This is a genomic window from Burkholderia sp. BCC1996 (genome assembly GCF_905339955.1).
GTDB lineage: Bacteria > Pseudomonadota > Gammaproteobacteria > Burkholderiales > Burkholderiaceae > Burkholderia.
The window spans coordinates 173,008-193,925 of sequence record NZ_CAJPHM010000015.1 but is presented as its reverse complement, the minus strand read 5'-3'; the positions used below and the strand labels follow the sequence as shown (position 1 = coordinate 193,925).

19 protein-coding genes are annotated in these 20,918 nt (G+C 67.6%); 8 read left to right on the top strand and 11 right to left on the bottom strand.

Features of this window, described 5'->3' with window-relative positions:
* Positions 1-97: 97 nt before the first annotated feature.
* The 4 genes from U4Z64_RS22590 (at position 98) to U4Z64_RS22575 (ending at position 5,366) form a co-directional block, all read left to right on the top strand.
* Entirely contained in the window at positions 98-985 is an 888-nt protein-coding gene (locus U4Z64_RS22590) for a LysR family transcriptional regulator (protein WP_044847802.1), read from the top strand.
* 158 nt (positions 986-1,143) lie between these two features.
* Positions 1,144-2,580, top strand: coding sequence for a D-aminoacylase (locus U4Z64_RS22585; RefSeq protein ID WP_321821135.1), 1,437 nt, complete (start codon positions 1,144-1,146; stop codon positions 2,578-2,580).
* 90 nt (positions 2,581-2,670) lie between these two features.
* Positions 2,671-4,011 (top strand): MFS transporter, encoded by a 1,341-nt coding sequence (locus U4Z64_RS22580; RefSeq protein ID WP_321821134.1) that lies wholly within the window; start codon positions 2,671-2,673, stop codon positions 4,009-4,011.
* A gap of 14 nt (positions 4,012-4,025) precedes the next feature.
* On the top strand, positions 4,026-5,366 hold the full coding sequence (locus U4Z64_RS22575) for an amidase family protein (RefSeq protein ID WP_321821148.1): 1,341 nt from the start codon (positions 4,026-4,028) through the stop codon (positions 5,364-5,366).
* 200 nt (positions 5,367-5,566) lie between these two features.
* On the opposite strand, the gene U4Z64_RS22570 is transcribed toward U4Z64_RS22575, so the two are convergent.
* Both U4Z64_RS22570 and U4Z64_RS22565 read right to left on the bottom strand, forming a co-directional pair.
* Positions 5,567-6,064, bottom strand: coding sequence for a PIN domain-containing protein (locus tag U4Z64_RS22570; RefSeq protein WP_321821133.1), 498 nt, complete (start codon positions 6,062-6,064; stop codon positions 5,567-5,569).
* Positions 6,061-7,233 carry an XRE family transcriptional regulator gene (locus U4Z64_RS22565; RefSeq protein ID WP_321821132.1) on the bottom strand — a complete coding sequence of 391 codons (1,173 nt, stop codon included), beginning with the start codon at positions 7,231-7,233 and terminating at the stop codon, positions 6,061-6,063. Before U4Z64_RS22565 ends, U4Z64_RS22570 begins: the two co-directional genes overlap by 4 nt.
* A 403-nt stretch (positions 7,234-7,636) precedes the next feature.
* Here U4Z64_RS22565 and U4Z64_RS22560 point away from each other — a divergent pair, with 403 nt between their 5' ends.
* A complete protein-coding gene (locus U4Z64_RS22560) occupies positions 7,637-8,878 on the top strand; it encodes an FAD-binding oxidoreductase (RefSeq protein WP_321821131.1) in 1,242 nt (413 codons plus the stop codon).
* A gap of 16 nt (positions 8,879-8,894) precedes the next feature.
* On the opposite strand, the gene U4Z64_RS22555 is transcribed toward U4Z64_RS22560, so the two are convergent.
* The 9 genes from U4Z64_RS22555 to U4Z64_RS22515 all read right to left on the bottom strand — a co-directional run bounded on the left by U4Z64_RS22555 (position 8,895) and on the right by U4Z64_RS22515 (position 18,172).
* Positions 8,895-9,656: a FadR/GntR family transcriptional regulator gene (locus tag U4Z64_RS22555; protein ID WP_044847798.1), complete on the bottom strand. Its 762-nt coding sequence runs from the start codon at positions 9,654-9,656 to the stop codon at positions 8,895-8,897.
* 77 nt (positions 9,657-9,733) lie between these two features.
* Positions 9,734-10,624, bottom strand: coding sequence for an amidohydrolase family protein (locus U4Z64_RS22550; RefSeq protein ID WP_321821130.1), 891 nt, complete (start codon positions 10,622-10,624; stop codon positions 9,734-9,736).
* A 43-nt stretch (positions 10,625-10,667) separates the two neighbouring features.
* Positions 10,668-11,609 carry an ABC transporter substrate-binding protein gene (locus U4Z64_RS22545; protein WP_124668035.1) on the bottom strand — a complete coding sequence of 314 codons (942 nt, stop codon included), beginning with the start codon at positions 11,607-11,609 and terminating at the stop codon, positions 10,668-10,670.
* Positions 11,610-11,749: 140 nt separating this feature from the next.
* Positions 11,750-12,787 (bottom strand): ABC transporter permease, encoded by a 1,038-nt coding sequence (locus tag U4Z64_RS22540; RefSeq protein WP_124668036.1) that lies wholly within the window; start codon positions 12,785-12,787, stop codon positions 11,750-11,752.
* A gap of 19 nt (positions 12,788-12,806) precedes the next feature.
* Positions 12,807-14,351, bottom strand: a complete 1,545-nt coding sequence (locus tag U4Z64_RS22535) for a sugar ABC transporter ATP-binding protein (protein WP_321812402.1) — start codon at positions 14,349-14,351, stop codon at positions 12,807-12,809.
* A gap of 12 nt (positions 14,352-14,363) precedes the next feature.
* A complete protein-coding gene (locus tag U4Z64_RS22530) occupies positions 14,364-15,140 on the bottom strand; it encodes an SDR family oxidoreductase (RefSeq protein ID WP_321821129.1) in 777 nt (258 codons plus the stop codon).
* Between the two features lie 83 nt (positions 15,141-15,223).
* Positions 15,224-16,501 carry an L-fuconate dehydratase gene (locus U4Z64_RS22525; protein WP_321821128.1) on the bottom strand — a complete coding sequence of 426 codons (1,278 nt, stop codon included), beginning with the start codon at positions 16,499-16,501 and terminating at the stop codon, positions 15,224-15,226.
* A 23-nt stretch (positions 16,502-16,524) separates the two neighbouring features.
* The gene (locus U4Z64_RS22520; RefSeq protein ID WP_124523166.1) at positions 16,525-17,367 is read right to left on the bottom strand and encodes an ureidoglycolate lyase; all 843 of its coding nucleotides are present in this window, start codon (positions 17,365-17,367) and stop codon (positions 16,525-16,527) included.
* A 40-nt stretch (positions 17,368-17,407) separates the two neighbouring features.
* Positions 17,408-18,172, bottom strand: a complete 765-nt coding sequence (locus tag U4Z64_RS22515) for an SDR family oxidoreductase (protein WP_321806881.1) — start codon at positions 18,170-18,172, stop codon at positions 17,408-17,410.
* A gap of 676 nt (positions 18,173-18,848) precedes the next feature.
* On the opposite strand from U4Z64_RS22515, the gene U4Z64_RS22510 reads away from it, so the two are divergent.
* The 3 genes from U4Z64_RS22510 to U4Z64_RS22500 all read left to right on the top strand — a co-directional run bounded on the left by U4Z64_RS22510 (position 18,849) and on the right by U4Z64_RS22500 (position 20,814).
* Positions 18,849-19,139, top strand: a complete 291-nt coding sequence (locus U4Z64_RS22510; protein ID WP_044847789.1) for a DUF3331 domain-containing protein — start codon at positions 18,849-18,851, stop codon at positions 19,137-19,139.
* A gap of 169 nt (positions 19,140-19,308) precedes the next feature.
* On the top strand, positions 19,309-20,295 hold the full coding sequence (locus U4Z64_RS22505; protein ID WP_321821127.1) for an oxidoreductase: 987 nt from the start codon (positions 19,309-19,311) through the stop codon (positions 20,293-20,295).
* A 216-nt stretch (positions 20,296-20,511) separates the two neighbouring features.
* On the top strand, positions 20,512-20,814 hold the full coding sequence (locus tag U4Z64_RS22500; RefSeq protein ID WP_124485209.1) for a DUF4148 domain-containing protein: 303 nt from the start codon (positions 20,512-20,514) through the stop codon (positions 20,812-20,814).
* Positions 20,815-20,918: the final 104 nt, after the last annotated feature.

Genomic DNA, 20,918 nt, shown 5'->3' with positions numbered 1-20,918 from the left:
CACCGCCGGCCACGAATCGATATCGACGAAAATACCGGTGCGTGAATCCTGCCGCCACACGCCGGCATGCGGGAGCCGGCCTGCACATTGGAGCGCCATGAAAGTCGAAAACTCGGAACTCGAAGCCTTCGTCGCCGTTGCAGAACTCGGCACGTTCCATCGCGCGGCGGAAAAGCTGCACCTGACACAGCCGGGGCTGTCGCGTCGCATCCAGAAGCTCGAACAGACGCTCGGCGTCGAGTTGTTCCAGCGCACCACGCGCAGCGTGACGCTCACGGGCGTCGGTCGCCAGTTCCTGCCGATGGCGCGCGAGCAGATCGCGCAGCTCGGGATGATGTTGTCGTCGATCCAGGAGATCGCGCAAAAGCGCTACGGCAAGGTGCGGCTCGCGTCGATCCCGACGGTCGTCGCACAGGCGCTGCCCGACGTGCTGCGCCACTATGCGGCCAGGTATCCGCAGGTCGCCGTGCAGATCCTCGACGGCAATCACGACTTCGTGCTGTCGCAGGTGCGCGCGGGCATCGCCGAGTTCGGCGTGAGCCTGCACCCCGGCGACGACGACGATCTGGTGTTCGAACCGCTCTTCACCGACCGCTACGTGCTCGCGACCCACGAGGACGATCCGCTGGCGCGCGCGGACGCCGTCACGCTCGGCGAACTGCGGCACGCGAAGCTGATCATCGGCGGGCGCGACAGCGGCAATCGTCTGCTGCTCGAAATGCTGATGGGCCAGGAGGCGGTGCGAACCCGCTGGTTCTACGAGGTCGAGCACATCTCGTGCGTCGCCGCGCTGGTGGCGGCCGGCGTCGGCAGCGCGATCCTGCCCGAAAGCGCCCTGCGCGCGTACGGCTCGCCGGCGGTGCGCGCGGTGCCGATCGCGAGCCCGACGATCGACCGCACGGTCGGCATCGTGCGGCATCGCACCATCTCGATGTCGAGCTTCGCGAGCGATCTCCTTGCGCTGGTGAAGGCAGCGTTCGCGTAACGCGGCGGGCGCGGCGGCGCTCGCATTGATGCCGGTTTCGCATGAATCGCGAGCCGAACGGCATTGGACGCCTGAAAAATGGCTGGTGACGATGGTGGCGAACATGAACGACGGACACGGGCAGCACGCGGGTCCGGGCAGATTCCGGAGGAGCCACCATGCATTTCGACGTGATCCTGCGCCGCGGCGAGCTGATCGACGGCACAGGGGCCGCGCGCTTCGAGGCCGATCTCGGCGTGACGGGCGAGCGCATCGCCGCGATCGGCGACCTGGGCGGCGCGACGGCGGCACACACGCTCGACGCGAGCGGCCTGGTCGTCGCGCCGGGCTTCATCGACAGCCACACTCACGACGACGCGTTCGTGCTGACCGATCCCGACGTCGAACCGAAGGTCGCGCAAGGCGTCACGACGGTGATCGCCGGCAACTGCGGGATCAGTCTCGCCCCGCTGCTCGCCGAACGCGACGTGCCGCAGCCGCTCGACCTGCTGGGCGCCTGGCAGTCGTTTCGCTTCCCGTCGTTTCGCGCGTATCTCGACGCGCTCGACGCAACGCCCGCCGCCGTGAACACGGCGGCCCTGCTCGGCCATTCGACGCTGCGCGTGCGGCACATGGCCGATCTCGATCGCGCGGCCAGCGCGGCGGAGATCGCGGCGATGGCGGCCGACGTGCGCGAAGCGATGACGGCCGGCGCGTTCGGCGTCTCGTCGGGCACCTTCTACCCGCCCGCGGCGGCCGCGACGACCGACGAGCTGATCGACGTGTGCGCGCCGCTGCGCGAGACGGGCGGCGTGTTCGCGACGCACCTGCGCGACGAAACCGACGCGATCATCGCGTCGCTCGACGAAGCGTTCTCGATCGGACGCGCGCTCGACGTGCGCGTCGTGCTGTCGCATCACAAGGTGGCCGGCAAGGCCAACCACGGCCGCTCGGTCGAGACGCTCGCGCATATCGACGCGCAGCGCGCACGGCAACCGCTGTGCATCGACTGCCATCCATATCCCGCCACGTCGACGATGCTGCGCGCGGATCGCATCAGCCAGTCGTCACGCGTGATCCTGGCCTGGTCGAAGCCGCATCCCGAGCTCGCGGGCCGCGACTTCCACGAACTGCTGCCGCTGTTCGGCGATTCCATCGACGCCGCGATCGACGCGCTGCGCCCCGCCGGCGCGATCTACTTCGTGATGGACGAGGCGGACGTGGAACGCATCATGCGCCACGAACTGACGATGATCGGCTCCGACGGCCTGCCCAACGACACGCGCCCGCACCCGCGGCTGTGGGGCACGTTCCCGCGCGTGCTCGGCGAATTCTCGCGCGAGCGAGGCCTGTTCCCGCTCGAAACCGCCGTGCGCAAGATGACGAGCCTCACGGCCGAGCAATTCGGCATCGCGGCGCGCGGGCGGCTCGCGGTCGGTCATTACGCGGATCTCGTCGTGTTCGATCCCGCCCGCGTGATCGACCGTGCGACGTTCGCGAGCCCGACGCTTCGCCCTGAAGGCATCGAGCACGTGTTCGTCAACGGGTGTGCCGTGCTCGAACACGGCCGGCACACCGGCGCGCGCCCCGGCCGGGCGCTGCGCCGTGGACACTGACGTCGGCCGATCGATGGCACGCCTGTCCGTCGTCGCGAAGGCCGCCTCCCGCGCGGCCGTCGCCCCGGAATCAACCTGCACGGAGTCACCATGACGAATTCCAACGGCATCCCCACGCCGCGCGGCATGCAAACCGGCGCGGCCCCGCACGCGGACACCGCCGCGCCCGGCCTCGACGCGCTGTACGCGCGCCTGAGCCGGCGCATCATTCCGCTGATCCTGGTCTGCTATTTCTTCGGCTATCTCGATCGCGTCAACGTCGGGTTCGCGAAGCTGCAGATGGTGACGGACCTGCACCTCACGGACGCCGCCTACGGCGTCGGCGCCGGGTTGTTCTTCGTCGGCTACCTGCTGCTGCAGGTGCCGGCCGGCTGGCTCGTGCGGCGGATCGGCGTGAAGCGCTGTCTCGCCGGCTCGATGCTGACGTGGGGCGTCGTGTCGGTCGCGACGCTGGCGACCCGCGACACCGCGAGCTTCTATGCGCTGCGCTTCCTGCTCGGCGTGACCGAGGCCAGCTTCTTTCCGGCCGTGATCGCGTACTTCAGCGTGTGGTTTCCGTCACACCGGCTCGCGAAGGTCATGGCCTTCCTGTTTCTCGCGATGCCGCTCGGCGTGATCGTCGGCGGCCCGCTGTCGGGCTGGATCATGGACGCGACGCATGGCGGCCTGGGGCTGCGCGGCTGGCAGTGGATGTTCCTGATCGAAGGGCTGCCGGCGATCGTGCTCGGCGTGTACCTGCTCGCGCGCGTGACGGAGCGGATCGACGACGCGACCTGGCTGACCGACGCGGAGAAACGGATGATCCGCGCGGAGATGGCGCAGGAAGCCGCCGGCAAGCGCACGCAGCTCGGCGCCGCGCTGCGCGAGCCGACGCTGTGGCTGCTGTTCGCGACGTCGTTCCTCTACAACGTCGGCAACTACGGGCTGGTGTTCTGGATGCCGACGATGATCAAGGCGCTCGGTTCGCTGAGCAATCTCGGCGTCGGCCTCGTCAGCGCGATCCCTTATCTGGTCGCATCGGTCGCGATGGTCGCGAACGCGCAGCACTCGGTGCGAACCGGCGAGCGCCGCTGGCATACGGCGCTGCCCGTCGCGATCGGCGGCGTCGCGCTGCTCGCGAGCCTCGGCATGCGCGCACATCCGGTGCTCGCCGTCATGTGCCTGACCATCGGCGTGGCCGGCATCATGAGCACGCTCGCGATGTTCTGGAGCCTGCCGTCGCGGATTCTCGCAGGTGAAGCGGCCGCGGGCGGCGCGGGGCTCGTCAACATCGGCGCGGCCGTCGCCGGGTTCGTCGGCCCGACGCTGATGGGCTACGCGACCGGATTGACGGGCAGCACCGAACTCGGCGTCGCGCTGCTCGCCTTCACGCTGTTCGCCGCCGCCGCGCTGATCCTGTCGATTCCGCGCCGGCTGATGGTGCGCACGTGAACCCGGTGCCTTCGATGCGCAGCGCGCTCGCGCTGGCGGCCGAGATTCGTGCGGGACGCGTGAGTGCCGTGTCGCTCGTGCAAACCGTGCTCGCCGATATCGCCGCGCGCGACGGCGCGATCCATGCCTGCGCCCGCACCTTCGACGAGCGGGCGCTGCGCGACGCGCTGCGGATCGATCGGCTCGTGCGCGACGGACGCGATCCCGGGCCGCTGGCAGGCGTGCCGTTTCTCGTGAAGTGGAATGTCGACGTGGCGGGCTACACGACGGTCGCCGGCTCGCCGGCGCGCGCCGCGTTGCCGCCCGCCGTCGCCGATGCCGCGATGGTCGCGCGACTCTGCGCGGCCGGCGCGGTGCCGATCGGCGCGACGCACATGGACGAACTCGCGTGCGGTGCCACCGGCGTGAATCCGCACTATGGCGCCGTGCGCCTGCCAGCGGATCCGGCGCGCATGACGGGCGGTTCGTCGAGCGGCTCGGCCGCCGCCGTCGCGGCCGGCTACGTGCCGCTTGCGCTCGGCAGCGACACCAACGGCTCGATCCGCGCACCGGCTGCGCTATGCGGCGTATGGGGGTTTCGCCCGAGCGACGGGCGGCTGTCGGCGGTCGGCTGCCTCCCCTATGCCGAATCGCTCGACACCGTCGGCGGCTTCGCGAACGATATCGACGACCTGGCCGCGCTGTATGACACGCTGCGCGATGCACATGCAGCGCCCTCGCAACCGGCTCGCGATCCGGCCGCGCCGCTTCGCGTCGCCGTGCTGACGGGTGACTTCGAACGACATGCCGATGCGGATGCGCAACGCGCGGTGCGGCGTGCGGCGGCGTGTCTGGATGCGGGGGAAGCGGTGCCGGTCGACAGCGACGAAGTCGCACGCGTGCGGGAAGCCGCGGTCACGATCTCGAACGTGGAGCTGGCCCGCAACCATCGCGGGTTGCTCGACGCGCCGGCGGCGCACGTCTCCGAACGCCTGCGGTCGCGCATCGCAACCGGCCTCGCCACGTCCGGCGCCGCCCATCGGGAAGCGCTTGCCTGCCGGGCCGCGTGGCGCGCGCGCGTCGAAGCGCTGTTCGCGCGCTACGACGTGCTGCTCGCGGCCGCGACGCCCTATGCCGCGCCGCGCTTCAGCGACGCGACCGTCGATGTCAACGGCGTCGCGCTCGAACCCGCGAAGACGCTCGGCCTGCTCACGCAGCCGATTTCGTTCGCGGGGCTGCCGGTCGTCAGCGCACCGTGCTTCGTGCGGGGTGAATTGCCAGTGGGCGTGCAGTTGATCGGCGCGCCGCAACGCGACGCGGTTTGCTTCGACGCCGCGCGGAAATTCGCGGCTGTGTGGTGCGGGCTGCACCGTTAGCGCCCTTTTGGTGACCCAGGGTGCCAAGTCTGCTTGCGGTTCGAGCGTCCACGCTAGGGCGCACATACTGCGGGCAGTTGCTGCGACGGCTACCGATACTCGTCAAGTCGTGTGTAAGACGCTACGGATGGCAGACGTCGATGTGCGCTCGCTCGCGCGATGGGAGAGAAGCGGTTCAGGATGCGTTGATGCTCGTCGGATCAGAACTGCCAATCCTGCTGGTGCATGAATTCTTCGAGGTCGATGCATGGAATCTCGAAATGCGCACATACGTTGGGTATCTTCGCTGCATGCGGCTTGGGCGCCAGCCCGTCGCCCGCGCGCTGCCATCCCTCTTCGGTCACGACCGTCCCTTGACGAACCCTGGCGCAGGCAATGACGAACGGATCGGCGACCGGTGTGCCCTTGAGACGCTGCTGCTGCCCGATCAATGCCTGGAAATGCCTGATCTTCAAAATCGCCGCGACGAACCGCAGTTCATCCGCATTCGGCGTGGTGAACAGGGATCGATTGCCCTGCACCCACGCCAATACATCCGCGCTCACGGCTTGTCGCTCGATCTCGTTCAACACTTCTCTCGTGGAGATCAGTCGACGCTGCCCCACGAGCCTTTCGATACCATCCCAGATACTCCGGAACACACGCGGATAGAAATGCTGCAGCGATCGAATGGAACTGGTGTCGAACACATAGATCATGCACCCGCCCCGTGAAGAACATGCGCTTCAAATCCCGCAAAGCTCTTCGGCTTGATCCCCAGAAAATCCGCTGCCTGCTCGAGCGTGATCTGATGCCGGTAGTGACGACCGACGACTTCTCGCGCAAAGCGGTCGCTCAGATATGCGCCTTGATTCGCGTAGTAGCTACCGCCCGTCGCTTCTCTGCGCTGCGCCGACCAGATCGCCGCCTTGCGCTTGTAGAACGCTTGACTGACTCGCCCCTGGTCGAGCATGCGCCGCAGCACGGCTTCTCGACTCACCCCGAAATAGCCGGCCAGTTCGGCAAACGCCTCCTCGGACGCGGATTCAGCGTCGGCGGGAAACCCGGCCACGAGACGATCGAATGCCGTGTGCGGAATCAATACATCCGCCGCTATGGCGTTGCAGAATCGCTCGATATTCTTCTCGGCGTGCGGAAGCGCGTCGATATAGCCGGAATCGAGCTTGCTCAGGCCGTTCATGCCCAGGAGCAGGTGCGCCAGTTCGTGCAGAAGACTGAATATCTGACGCGTCTTCGTCGTACTGTTGTTGAGATAAATGATCGGGAACGCATCATCCATCAAGCAAAACCCTGAAATCTCACGCTGCCTGAATGCCGACTTGAAGACAAAAATGCCCGCATCCTCGATGGCTTTTCGCCATTGCTTGAGCGCGAGATCGTCATGACGCCAGGACGCTTGTTCCTCGAGCGTGATGCCGAGCGCATCACGAATCCGCTCCGCCTGCTGCGATACGGACTCCGATAGCGAGAGCGACAAGGATTTCCAGATCATGTCGGCCGCGGGATTGCGCCCGCCGAACACTTCCCTGAGCGATAGCTGAAACGCCTGCGCCTGCCGGACCTGCAGATAAGTGTCACGGGTAAGCGACCGCATATCCGCGTCCGGCAGCGTCCGGAATTCACGTTGAGGTACTTTCTCCTCGGGCGGAGCGGGAAGAAAGAAGACCGCGAGCGGCCGCTTGAAGACCTGATACGCGAGCTTTTCGAGCTGAGCGTAGGTCGGCGCCCCCGCTCCCGCCTCCCAATCGGCAACCTCGGCCGACGGAATGCGAAGCATGGTCGCGACTTCGTCGATCGACAGTCCGACCGTTTCTCTCGCCCAACGCAACACCTCGGGCTGAACGCCTTCGACAGGTTCTCGTTTCATCCTTGCTTCTCTATCGATTCAAGAGGCCAACATCAGCAGCATGACGGATACATGCGTCACTCGCCACCGACACGCTCGGCGTGCACAAAACGCTCGCGCCGGACAGGGCCCGGAATGCCGCCGGCACCGGCGCTTCGAATCCATTTTAAATCATGAAGTTACAAGTCAGAGCGGCGGCGAAGCGCGAGAAAATGCACCGAATCTCGACCGACGCTTTGCGCAGTAGGGACGCTCGCAATGTCGCCAATCGTGAAGCGCGAGCCACCGGGCCGTATCCTGATTTTGCGGATCGAACGACATAGCGAGTATCCTAACGAACAGCCGCATGCCGACGAACCGTCCGTCATTCGGCCTCGTCCACAACGTCGGCTTATCACCGACACCAACCGCGGTCACACCACCGATGGACTTCGACGTAATCGTTCTGGGCGCGGGCATCGTCGGCGTCTCCGCCGCGCTTCACCTGCAGGATCGCGGCCGCAAGGTCGCCCTCGTCGACCGCGGCGCGCCCGGCGAAGGCACGAGCTTCGGCAACGCGGGGCTGATCGAGCGCTCGTCGGTCGAGCCGTATCCGTTTCCGCGCAGCCCGTTCACGCTGATGCGCTACGCGCTGAACCGCTCCACCGATCTCTACTGGCACAGCACGTCGCTGCCCGCGTTCGCGCCGTGGCTCGCGCGTTTCTGGTGGGAGTCGGCACCGCTGCGTCACGCGGCGGCCTCGCGCGACATGCTGCCGCTGATCGAGCGCTGCATCGTCGAGCACGACGCGCTGATCGCACGCGCCGGCGCCACCGAGCTGATCCGCGCGAGCGGCTGGATGGAAGCGTTCCGCACGCCGGCCGCGTTCGAACGCGCCGTCGCCGATGCGGGACTCACCGCGCGCCGCCACGGGCTCGGCATCACGCCGCTCGATGCCGCGACACTGCGCGCGCAGGAACCGAGCCTCGCGCCCGGCTTCTGCGGCGCACTGCACTGGCTCGATCCGAAAAGCGTCGTCGATCCGTCCGCGCTCGTCAAAACCTACGCGCAACTCTTCGTGCAAGGCGGCGGCACGCTGCTCACCGGCGATGCGGCGAGCCTCGACGCGCTGTCGCCCGGGTGGCAGGTCACGACGGACGACGGCAAGATCGCCGCGCCGGCCGTGGTCGTCGCGCTCGGCCCGTGGTCCGACACGGTGTTCGGCAAGTTCGGCTACAAGATTCCGCTGCGCGAGAAGCGCGGCTATCACATGCACTACGCGCCGTCCGAACGCGGCGCACCGTCGGCGCCGATCGTCGATCGCGAATACGGCTACGTGATCGCGCCGATGCGGCGCGCCTTGCGGCTGACCACCGGTGTCGAGATCGCCCGGCGCGGCCTGCCGCCGACCGGCGTACAGCTCGAGCGCGCGGAACGCGTCGCGCGCCCGGTGTTCGGCTTCGGCGAACGGCTCGACCCGCAGCCGTGGCTCGGCTTCCGGCCGTGCACGCCCGACATGCGGCCGGTGATCGGCCCCGCGCCCGCGCATCGCGGGCTGTGGTTCTCGTTCGGGCACAACCATCACGGGCTCACGCTCGGCCCCGTCTCCGGCCGCCTGCTGGCCGAGATGATGACGGGCGAAGCGCCGTTCACCGACCCGACGCCGTACCGCGCCGACCGCTTCTGATTGCGCTCGCCCGCGCTCAGTCGAGCGCGCGGCCGAAGATCCGGATCACCTCGTCGAGATGCTCGGCCATCGCACGGCGCGCGGCCTCCGGGTCGCGCGCGCGGATCGCGTCGAGGATCGCGCGGTGTTCGAGCTCCGAGCGGTGCGGCATGTCGTTGGGCATGTACAGCGACTGCAGCCGCTGGAACATCAGGTCGTACTTGTGCGCGAGCAGCTGCTTGATCATCAGCGCATACGCGGGGTTGTCGCTCGCTTCCGCGATACGGATATGGAACAGCCGGTCGCCCGGATGCGTGAGCGAGCCGCTGCGGTTGTCCTCCTGGTTGCGCAGGAACGCCGCGTGAATCCCTTCTATCTGCGCGTCCGAACCGTGCTTCGCGGCGAGCGACGCGGCTTCCGGCTCGATCAGCCGGCGCGCCTGCAGCAGCGCGAACGGCGGGATCTCGGTATCGAGGTCGAGCGCGATGCCGAGCTCGGGATCGATCTCGACGACCGGGAACGGCGCAACCTTCGTATCGGGCCGCGGCTCCGGCGCGGCCGCCGCCTCGGGTTGGCGCACCTTCACGCCGTCGCCGACACGCACGCTGACGAGCCCGCTGACTTCGAGCGCGATCAGCGCCTCGCGCACCGACGTGCGCGACACGCCGAACTGCTCGGCCAGTTCGCGCTCGGGCGGCAGGTAGCTGCCCGGCGGGAAGTCGCCGGACTCGATCATCGCGCTGAGCTTGTCGGCGATCTGCTGGTAGAGGCGGCGGTTCTGAATCGGCTGGATGGACATACGTTGATACAGGTAAGCGATTGCATTGCGGACGGTCTGACGAATGGCGCACGCGCGTCGGGCCGTTCGCGCCTATTTTATATGCCGGGCTTCGAATCGCCCGGCAGCGCATAGCAACGCGCGGCCGTGCCGCCCCACAGCGCGTTGCGCTCGGCCGCCGACAACCGCGCTTCGGCCCAGCGCTCGACCAGCGATGCCACTTCGTCATACGACGCCGCAAGCAGGCACACGGGCCAGTCCGACCCGAACATCAGCCGCTGCGGGCCGAACGCGTCGAGCGCCGCGTCGAGGCATTGCTCGATGTGCCGGATGTCCTGCCCGCGCAGGCCGCGCCGCCAGTCCGTCTCGGTCACGAGCCCCGACAGCTTGCACACGACGTGCGGCAGCGCGCCCAGCTCGCGCAACCCGGCACGCCAGCGGGCGAGCGCAGCGCCATCGCGGTGGAATTCGGCGAGCGGCGGCTTGCCGGCATGATCGAGCACGAGCCAGTGCGCATCGTGTCGCGCGCAGAACGCGCGCACCTCGGGCAACTGGCGCTCGAACACGAGCACGTCGTACACATAGCCGTTCGCCTGCAGCCACGCGACACCGCGATTGAACGCGGGATCCGCGACGAACGCGCCGACGTCGGCTTCGTCCTGCACCTGGTGACGAAAGCCGCGCAGCTTCGGGCTGCGCCATTCGGCGATGCGCTCGGCGAGTTCCGGCGCACCGAGATCCTCCCAGCCGACCACCGCCGCGATGTGCGCGTCGTCGCGGGCGAGATCGAGCAGGAATGCCGTCTCGTCGCGCCCGGCGCGCGCCTGCACCGCGATCGACGCACCGAGCGCCTGCACATGCATCTGCGGCCATAGCGCGTCGGGCAGGTAATCGCGGGCGAGCACGCCCATGCCGGGACCGATCCACGGATAGTCGGCCGCGCGGTAACGCCAGAAGTGCTGGTGGGAATCGATACGCACTGCGCCCATGGTGTCCTCGTGATTCACCGTTGCCCGCCGCGTCACGTCACGCTCAGTCGTACAGCACCGCCGTGATTTTCGGGTCGTCGATATTGGTCTTGTCGTACCAGTAGAAACCGGTATCGATGACCTTCGGCAGCTTCTCGCCCTTGACCGACTTCACGGCCGCCTCGACCGTCTTGTAGCCGATCCCGACCGGGTTCTGCGTGATCGCGCCGGCCATCAGCCCGCTGCGGATCGCGTCCTTCTGCTGCTTGCCCGAATCGTAGCCGATGATCACGACCTTGCGCTTCATCTCGCGCACGCCGTTCACCACGCCGATCGCCGAGCCTTCGTTGGTGCCGAACAGGCCCTTGAGCTTCGGATACGCCTGCAGGATCGACTTCGTCACTTCGGTGGACTTCAGCTGATCGCCCTCGCCATACTGCACGGTCACGACCTGCACCTTCGGGTGCGCGGACTTCATCCGTTCGAGAAAGCCGTCGCGGCGGTCGATGCCCGTACGGCTCGTCTGGTCGTGCGCGACCACGGCCACCTCGCCTTCGTCGCCGATCAGCGCGGCGAGCTTGTCGGCGGCGAGCGCGGCGGCAGCCTTGTTGTTGGTCGCGGCGGTCGTCACCGGGATGTCGCTGTCGACGCCCGAGTCGAACGCGATCACCGGAATCTTCTCGGCCTGCGCCTTCTTCAGGAGCGGCAGCGCGGCCTTGCTGTCGAGCGCCGCGAAGCCGAGCGCGGCCGGCTTCTTCGCGATCGCGGCGGACAGCATGTCGATCTGCTTGTCGACCATCGCCTCGGTTTCGGGGCCTTCGAACGTCACCTTCACCTTGTAGTCCTTCGCGGCCTGCATCGCGCCCGCCTTCACGGCCTGCCAGAACTGATGCTGGAAGCCCTTCGAGATCAGCGGGATGTAGGATTCCTGCGCCTGCGCACCGGCCGTCACGCCGACGGCGAACGTCAGCCCGACGATCGCGTTCAACACCTTGCTCCTGATCACTTCGCGTCTCCTTGGTTGGTATCGACTGAAATGCCGGCCCGGCCGGCGGTGAAGCGCATGTGTGTTCGTGTTCGTGTTCGTGTTCGTGTTCGTGTTCGTGTTCGTGTTCGTGTTCGGGTTCGGGTTCGTGCGCGCATGCGTCAGCGGCGGCGCCGGCGCAGGATGTCCACGTAGACGGCGAGGATGATGATCACGCCCGTCACGACCGTCTGCCATTCCTGCGCGACCGACATGATGCGCAGGCCGTTGGTCAGCACGCTCATGATGAACGCGCCGATGATGGTGCCGACGATGCTGCCCGCGCCGCCCGACAGCGACGTGCCGCCGATCACGACGGCCGCGATCGCGTCGAGCTCGTAGCCCTGCCCGAGCGCGGGCTGCGCGGAATTCAGCCGCGACGCGATCAGGAGTCCTGCGATCCCGCACACCGCGCCGCTGAACGTGTAGACGGCGATCTTCCACGCATCGACATTCACACCGGACAGCCGCAGCGCTTCCTCGTTGCTGCCGAGCGCGAACGTGTAGCGGCCGAAGATCGTCCGGTTCAGCACGATCGACGCGCCGACCGCGACGAGGAACAGGATCAGCACCGCATTTGGAATCGGCAGCGCGGGAACGAGGCTGCCGATCAGCGAATCCTGCGCGATCGACGTGAAGCCCGGCGTGTCGTTGAAGTAGATCGGCCGCGTGCCCGAGATCACGAGCGACAGCCCCTTGAGCAGCATCATCATGCCGAGCGTCGCGATGAACGGCGGCACTTTCATCTTCGCGATCACGAAGCCCGACACGCTGCCCGACAGCGCGCCGAACGATAGCGCGGCCAGGATCCCGAGCGGCAGCGGCATCCCCCACTTCGTCAGCACGACGCCGGCCATCACCGCGCAGAAGGTCATCAGCGTGCCGACCGACAGGTCGATGCCCGACGTGATGATCACGTAGGTACACGCGACGGCCAGCACACCGTTCACGGCGGTGGCCTGCAGGATCGTCACGAGGTTGTCGACTTCGAGGAAGTTCGGCGACGCGAAGCTGAAGAACACGATCAGCAGCACGAGGCTCGCGAACGCGAGCAGCTTCTGCCGCGCGGCCGGGTTGAAGAAGCGGGCACGGAGGCCCGCTGCGCCGGCCGGCGTGTCGCCGGTGGCAAGAGGCGGAACGGGATGCGTATCGTTGGACATGATCGGGTAAGCGTCGGAATCAGGACAATACGGTCGACTCGCGCTGCGTCGCGAGCTGCATGATCTTTTCCTGCGTGGCGTCGGCCGCGCGCAATTCGCCGGTCACGCGCCCTTCGCACATCACGAGGATCCGGTGGCTCATGCGCAGCACCTCGGGCAGCTCCGACGAGATCATCACGATCGCCTTGCCGTCGGCGGCGAGCGCGTCGAGCAGCTTGTAGATCTCGCTTTTCGCGCCGACGTCGATGCCGCGGGTCGGCTCGTCGAAGAACAGGATGTCGCAGTCGCGCAGCAGCCACTTCGCGATCACGATCTTCTGCTGGTTGCCGCCCGACAGGAGCCGCGCCGGCTGCGCGACGGACGGCGTGCGGATCGCGAGCTGGCGCACGTACGACTGCGCGGTGTCGCGCATCCCGCGCGCATCGAGGAACAGGCCGCGGCGCACGAAACGCCGCATGCTCGACAGCGCGATGTTGTTCTGCACGTCCATCCCGACCGCGAGCCCGAAGTGCTTGCGGTCCTCCGAGAGATAACCGATCCCGTGCCTGACCGCGTCGGCCGGCGTGCGGATCGTCACGGTCTTGCCGTGCACGCGGATCTCGCCCGCGTCGACCGGGTCCGCGCCGAACACCGCGCGCGCGACCTCGGTGCGGCCCGCGCCCATCAGCCCCGCGAAGCCGAGGATCTCGCCGCGCCGCAGCGTGAAGCCGACGTCGCGGATCGCGCGGCCGCGCGACAGCCCGCGCACCTCGAGCGCGACCGCGTTGGCCGACGTATCGGGCGGCGTGCGGAACGTCGCATCGAGCTGGCGGCCGACCATCATCGCGATGATCGCTTCCATCGACGTATCCGCCATCGGCACGGTCGCGACGTACTTGCCGTCGCGCATCACCGTCACGCGATCGGCGATCTGGCGCAGCTCGTCCATCTTGTGCGAGATGTAGACGATGCCGACGCCGCGCGCGCGCAGGTCGCCGATGATGCGAAACAGCTCGGCGATTTCCGCGTTGTTCAGCGCGGCGGTCGGTTCATCCATGATCAGCACGCGCGAGTCGAACGACAGCGCCTTCGCGATCTCGACCATCTGCTGCTTCGCGACCGTCAGCCGGCCGACCGGCGTGCGCGGATCGAGATCGAGCCGCATCCGCGCGAAGATCGCGGCGGCGTCGCGGTTGAGCTTCTCTTCGTCGACGAACACGCCGAAGCGGCCGCGCGGCTCGCGGCCGATGAAGATGTTCTGCGCGACGCTCAGGTGGTTCATCAGGTTCAGTTCCTGATGGATGATGCCGATCCCGAGCGCCTGCGCGGCGCGCGGATCGTCGATGTCCACCGCGCGGCCGTCGATCCGGATCTCGCCTTCGTCCTTCTGATAAACGCCGGCGAGAATCTTCATCAGCGTCGACTTGCCCGCGCCGTTCTCGCCCATCAGCGCATGCACTTCGCCGGCGCGCAGGTCGAAGCGGCAATCGTCGAGCGCCAGCACGCCCGGAAAGCGCTTGCTGACGCCGGTCAGCTCGATCAGCGCCGCGGGCGCGAGGGTCGTCGGGTTCGGATCGGGTTGCATGGCTCGCCGCCCTCAGCCGATCGCGCGATCGAGATGCGTATAGCCGCCGTCGACGAACAGCCACTGGCCCGTCGTGTGCGATGCGCGCGCCGACAGCAGGAACACGGCCGTGTCGGCAATCTCGTCGGCGGTCGTGAAGCGCTTGCCGAGCGGCACCTTGCAGGCGATTTCCGCGAGCTTCGCTTCCGGGTCGTCGAAACCGGCGATCCAGTTCTGGTAAAGCGGCGTCATCACCTCGGCCGGGATCACCGCGTTCACGCGCACGCCGTCGTCGCGCAGTGCGACCGCCCATTCGCGCGTGAGCGCGAGCTGCGCGCCCTTCGATGCGCAATAGCCGCTCGTGTTGCCCTGGCCGGTGACCGCCGTCTTCGACGAGATGTTGACGATCGCGCCGCGCGTCGCCTTCAGGTGCGGCACGCAGTAATGCGCCATCACGTAGTAGTGGATCAGGTTGCGTTCGAGCGACGTGACGAATGCGTCGCGCCCGGCATCGAGCCCGACGCCGTCGTTGATGCCCGCGTTGTTGACGAGGCCGTCGATGCGGCCAAAGCGCGCGAGGGTCTGCGCGACTGCGTCGCGGCATTGCGCGTCGTCCTGCAGCTCGACGGACACGCACGCGGCGCGCGGCTGCTTCTGCGCGAGTGCGCGCCAGAAGCCGTCGTCCGGCGTGTGGCGCGCGAACACCACCGGAATCGCGCCTTCGCCGGCAAGCCGCATCGAGATCGCGGCGCCGATGCCCGACGCGCCGCCGGTCACGATCACGACCTTGTCTTGCAGATTCAAATCCACTTCGCGTCTCCGTCGTTCATGTTGTCGCCGCGCGCAGGCCTTGCGCGGGTCATCGTGCGCCGTCGTGCTGCGTGCTGCGTGCTTCAGCCGCGGAACCGGTACTGCTCGAGCGATGCCGGCTTCATCTCGATCGAGAAACCGGGTGCCGTCGGCGGCAGGTACGCCGCGCCGCGCACGACACAGGGCTCGACGAAATGCTCGTGCAGGTGATCGACGTATTCGGTCACGCGCCCTTCCTTCGTGCCGGCAATGCACACGTAGTCGATCATCGACAGATGCTGCACGTATTCGCACAGCCCGACGCCGCCCGCATGCGGACACACCGGCAACCCGTACTTCGCGGCCAGCAGCATCACCGCAAGAATCTCGTTCACGCCGCCGAGCCGGCACGCGTCGATCTGCACGACGTCGATCGCGCCGCGCGCGATGAACTGCTTGAACATCACGCGGTTCTGGCACATCTCGCCGGTCGCGACCTGCACCGGGGCGATCGCCTCGCGGATCTTGCGGTGCCCTTCGACGTCGTCGGGGCTCGTCGGCTCCTCGATGAACCACGGTTTCGCGAACGCCAGCTCGCGCACCCAGTCGATCGCCTCGTCGACTTCCCACACCTGGTTCGCGTCGATCATCAGCTTGCGGTCCGGGCCGATCACCTCGCGCGCGATCGTCACGCGGCGGATGTCGTCCTCCAGATTCGCGCCGACCTTCAGCTTCACGTATTCGAAACCCGCGTCCACCGCTTCATGGCACAACCGGCGCAGCTTGTCGTCGCTGTAGCCGAGCCAGCCGGCCGACGTCGTGTAGCACGGGTAGCCTTCGCGCTCGAGCGTCGCGATCCGTGCCGCCTTGCCCGGCGCCTGCCGTCGCAGCAGGTCGAGCGCCTCGTCCGGCGTCAGGCAGTCGGTCAGGTAGCGGAAGTCGATCGCGCGCACGATCTCCTCGGGGCTCATGTCGGCGACGAGCCGCCACAGCGGTTTGCCGGCCGCCTTCGCCCACAAATCCCACACCGCGTTCACGACGGCGCCCGTCGCCAGGTGGATCGCGCCCTTGTCGGGGCCGATCCAGCGCAACTGGCTGTCCGAGGTCACGTGCCGCCAGAAGCGGCCCATGTCCTCGCGGATCCAGTCGAGGTCGAGGCCGACGACGAGGTGACGCATCGCGTCGATCGCCGCGCAGCAGATTTCGTTGCCGCGCCCGATGGTGAACGTGAGCCCGTGGCCTTCGAGCCCGTCGCGGTCGGTTTCGAGCACGACGTACGCAGCCGAATAATCGGGGTCCGGATTCATCGCATCGGAACCGTCGAGCTGGCGCGAGGTCGGGAAGCGCACGTCGAGGACGCGCATCGATCGAATGATAGGCATGGCGAACCGTCCGGGAAAGGGTTTCAGGCCTGCACGGTGCGCTGGCGCTGCTCGCCGAGCCCGTCGATGCCGAGCGTGATCACCTGCCCGGCGCGCAGATAGACGGGCGGCTTCTGCCCGAGGCCCACGCCCGGCGGCGTGCCGGTCGAGATCACGTCGCCCGGCTGCAGGCTCATGAAGCGGCTCAGGTAGCTGATCAGGTGCGGCACACGGAACACCATCGTCGCGGTCGTGCCGTTCTGGTAGCGGTGGCCGTCCACTTCCAGCCACAGCCGCAGCGCGTGCGGATCGGGCACTTCGTCGGCCGTCACGAGCCACGGGCCGAGCGGGCCGAACGTATCGTTGCCCTTGCCCTTGTCCCACGTGCCGCCGCGTTCGAGCTGGTACTCGCGCTCCGACACGTCGTTCACCACGCAGTAGCCGGCGACGTGCGACAGCGCGTCGGCTTCGTCGATATAGCGGCCGCCCCGGCCGATCACGACGCCCAGCTCGACTTCCCAGTCGGTCTTCTCCGAGCCGCGCGGGATCTCGACGTCGTCGTTCGGCCCCGAGATCGCGCTCGTCCACTTGCCGAACACGACCGGCTCCTTCGGGACGTCCATCCCCGATTCGGCCGCGTGGTCGGAATAGTTGAGCCCGATGCAGATGAACTTGCCGACGCGGCCGACGCACGCGCCGAGCCGCGGCGCGCCTTCGACGAGCGGCAGCGACGCCGGGTCGAGCTCGCGCAGCCGCGCGAGCGACGCGGGTGCGAGCGCGTCGCCGGCGACGTCGTCGATCACGCCCGACAGGTCGCGGATCCTGCCCTGCGCATCGAGCAGGCCCGGCTTTTCATGGTGTTTGTCGCCAAATCTCAGCAGTTTCATGTGGTGTGAACGGAAATGGAAAGTAAGTGGAAGGGCGCGGTCAGTTCGACCAGCCGCCATCGATCAGGTGAATCGTGCCGGTCGTGAACGACGCTTCGTCGGACGCGAGATACAGCGCGAGCGCGGCCACTTCGTCCGCGGTGCCGATACGGCCCATCGGCTGACGCGCGACGAACGCCTGGCGCACGGTGTCGGTCGACACCTGGCGCGTGCGCGCCTGCTCGGTGATCCGCTGCTCCAGCGACGGCGACTCGATCGTGCCCGGGCAGATCGCGTTGCAGCGGATGCGCTGCTCGACGAAATCGGCGGCCACCGACTTGGTCAGGCCGATCACGGCCGCCTTGGTCGTGCCGTAGACGAAGCGGTTCGGCACGCCCTTCACGCTCGACGCGGCCGACGCCATGTTGACGATCGACGCGCCGCCTGCTGCCAGCATCGCCGGCAGCAGCGCACGGATCAGCCGGTACATCGACGTGACGTTCAGGTTCAGCGAGAACGCCCACGCGGTGTCGTCGCAGTCGAGGATCGAGCCGTGGTGCACGAAGCCCGCGCAGTTGAACAGCACGTCGAACGCGCGCTCCTGCGCGGCGAGTGCGGCAACGTCGCCCGCATCGGTCACGTCGAGCCGCCGCGTGGCCAGACGGCCGCCCGCGCGTTCGGCGTCGGCCGCGAGTTGCGCGAGCGCGGCTTCGTTGATGTCGGTCGCCAGCACGTCGGCACCCTCGCTTGCGAACCGCAGCGCGGTCGCGCGGCCGATACCCTGCCCGGCCGCCGTCACCAGCGCGCGCTTGCCCTGCAATCTCATGAGTACCTCTCCCGAAGAAGCCGGCCGGGCCGGCTGATTGGCACAAAGGACTAAAGGTCCAACCAATCATAGGAACAGATTCCGGATTTGTCACGTTCGCGTGATTCAGTATTTTCCCGAGCGGGAGAATCGGGCGGGAGGCGCTGGGCGGGCTTCGATTACCGTATTTTTCAGGTTCCGCCGATCGGCCGCGTATCGCGCAAAGCCAATACCGGTGGGCGTTTGGGCGACACCGGGGCACCGGAGTCGCGCCGTCGGCACGGCGAAACTGACAAAAAAGTCATGTTCCCGTCAGGGTGTCAACGGCAGGCGCGCGCGATCATGGTGTTGCCGGACCGCGCTTCCCCGGACACCGCCCCCCGCCCGTCTCCGATCCCTGACGGGCGTCTCCGTCCCCCGCGGTGTCCACGTGACTGAGCGAGCAGACACGGGGGCGCGGGCCGATTTTCCGCCCCGGGCGTGCGCGTCCGGGGCGCTTTTGTCGTTGGCTTTTTCACGAAAATGCGCGTCGATTGTTTCTGATTCGGCAAAAGGTAATTTGAGCCAGACAGGATGTTTTTTCCGGTCACAGACGCTTACATTTAGCGCACCACTCATGGAAACCGCTACGGATTCGCCCTCGGGTAGTGACATCCACTGCCACGGCCGAAACCGCACGAGCTTTAGGAAACGGCAAATGAAGGCCTCCAAATCCCTGCCTGTGCTCGATCCCGCCGACGTCCACGTCGAAATTCTGGAACGCTCCGATACGCTGCTCGTCGTCCGCTGGGTCGAACCCGGCCGCTGTCACTACGGTGAACAGCGCTGGCGCCGCCGCTTCGCGCAGCGCACCGGCACCTGCGCGCTGTCGCGCCAGGTCATCCAGCGCGGCGACGAAGTGTTCCGCCCGGCCGAGCGCCCGGCACCCGCGAATGCGGCGGCGATGATCTCCGCCGCCGAAGTGCTCGCGCTGGCCGGCAGCCGGTAACGCCCGCCGGCCACCGCATGCCGGGGCCCGCAGCGTGATGCGCTTGCGCGCTCTAGAACCGCCGGTCTAATTCCCCCGCTTGTCTGCCCCGCCTGCGCGGACTATCGTTACACCACTCAATGTAACGATTACGCGTCGTGGCGCACCGGCCACGCCGATGGAGGCAGACATGCATGCATGGAGCGCGCGCCACGTCCCGGCGCAAGGCGGCAAGGTCGCGGTCGTGACCGGCGCCAACAGCGGCCTCGGCTGGCACATCGCGGAAACGCTGGCCGCCAAGGGCGCGACGGTCGTGATGGGCTGCCGCGACGCCGCGCGCGCCGCGCAGGCCGCTGCTGCGATTCGCCGGCTCCATCCCGCCGCACGGGTCGAAGTCGATACGCTCGACCTCGCCGATCTCGCGTCGATCCAGCGCTTCGCTGCCGGCGTCGCCGACCGCCACGGCCGCGTCGACATCCTCTGCAACAACGCCGGCGTGATGTTCCTGCCGCTGCGGCACACGCACGACGGCTTCGAGATGCAGTTCGGCACCAACCACCTCGGCCATTTCGCGCTGACCGGCCATCTGCTGCCCGCGCTGCGCGCCGCCCGCCGCGCGCGCGTCGTGACGATGTCGAGCGGCTTCAACCGCGGCGGCCGGATCCGGGTCGACGACCTGCGCGCCGAGCACCGTTACAACCGTTATCTCGCGTACTGCGACAGCAAGCTCGCGAACCTGGTGTTCGCGCTCGAATTGCAGCGCCGCTTCCAGCACGCGGGGTTCGCGGGAATCAGCGTCGCCGCGCATCCCGGCTACGCGGCAACCAACCTGCAGTTCGCCGGCCCCGCGATGGACAGTTCGCCCACGCGCGCCGCGCTGATGCGCGCGGCGAACCGTTATCTCGCGCAACCGGCCGAGCAGGGTGCGTTGCCCGCGATTCATGCGGCGACGTCGCCCGACCTCGCCGGCGGCTCGTACATCGGACCGTCCGGCTGGCTCGAGTCGCGCGGCCTGCCGGCACCGGCGAGCGTGCCGCGCGCGGCACGCGACGTGGCCCTCGCGGCACTGCTGTGGGAGGCTTCCGAAACCGCGACGGGCATGCGTTTCCTGAGTTCGGGCGCGCCCGCCGGCCGTCCGCCCGCCAAGCCGTTCGACGCGGCCGCCGAGGTGCGCTGAATCCCGCGCGTGCGTCGCCTCAACATTCTTCATACTTATTACGCTTACGGAAACGAAAGCAGGATGAAAGCCTGATCCGGCGTCCCACTGTTACCGCCCTGGAAACAATCTATCGTCAAAACCAGCGTTTACCCTGAACGACCCGGTGACTAAGATTTAGTCAATCGCTGCAGACATGGTGTCGCAAGCGAACCCAATAAAACACCGGAGGTCATCATGAAATCGCTCGTTTCCGCAGTTGTTGCCGCTGTCGCCCTGTCCGCTTCGTTCGGCGCTTTCGCACAAAGCACCGTGACCCGCGCTCAAGTCCGCAACGAACTGGTCCAGCTCGAACAAGCCGGCTACAAGCCGGGCGTGTCGAGCCCGTACTACCCGAACGACATCCAGTCGGCGGAAGCGCGTGTTCATGGTGCCGACGCCAGCGGCTACGGCGCGCAACCGGCTCCGGTCGTCCACTCGGGCGCCCCGGCTGCCGCAGCGTCGTCGAACGCACGCGACTCGGTCTTCTTCGGCCAGTAAGCCGACGCGCCCCCGGCGGGCGCACCGCGCATCGCGCGATGAAGAAGCAGTATCCGGACGAGCCCCTCATGCGGGCTCGTCTTTTTTCGTGAAACGCATACCTC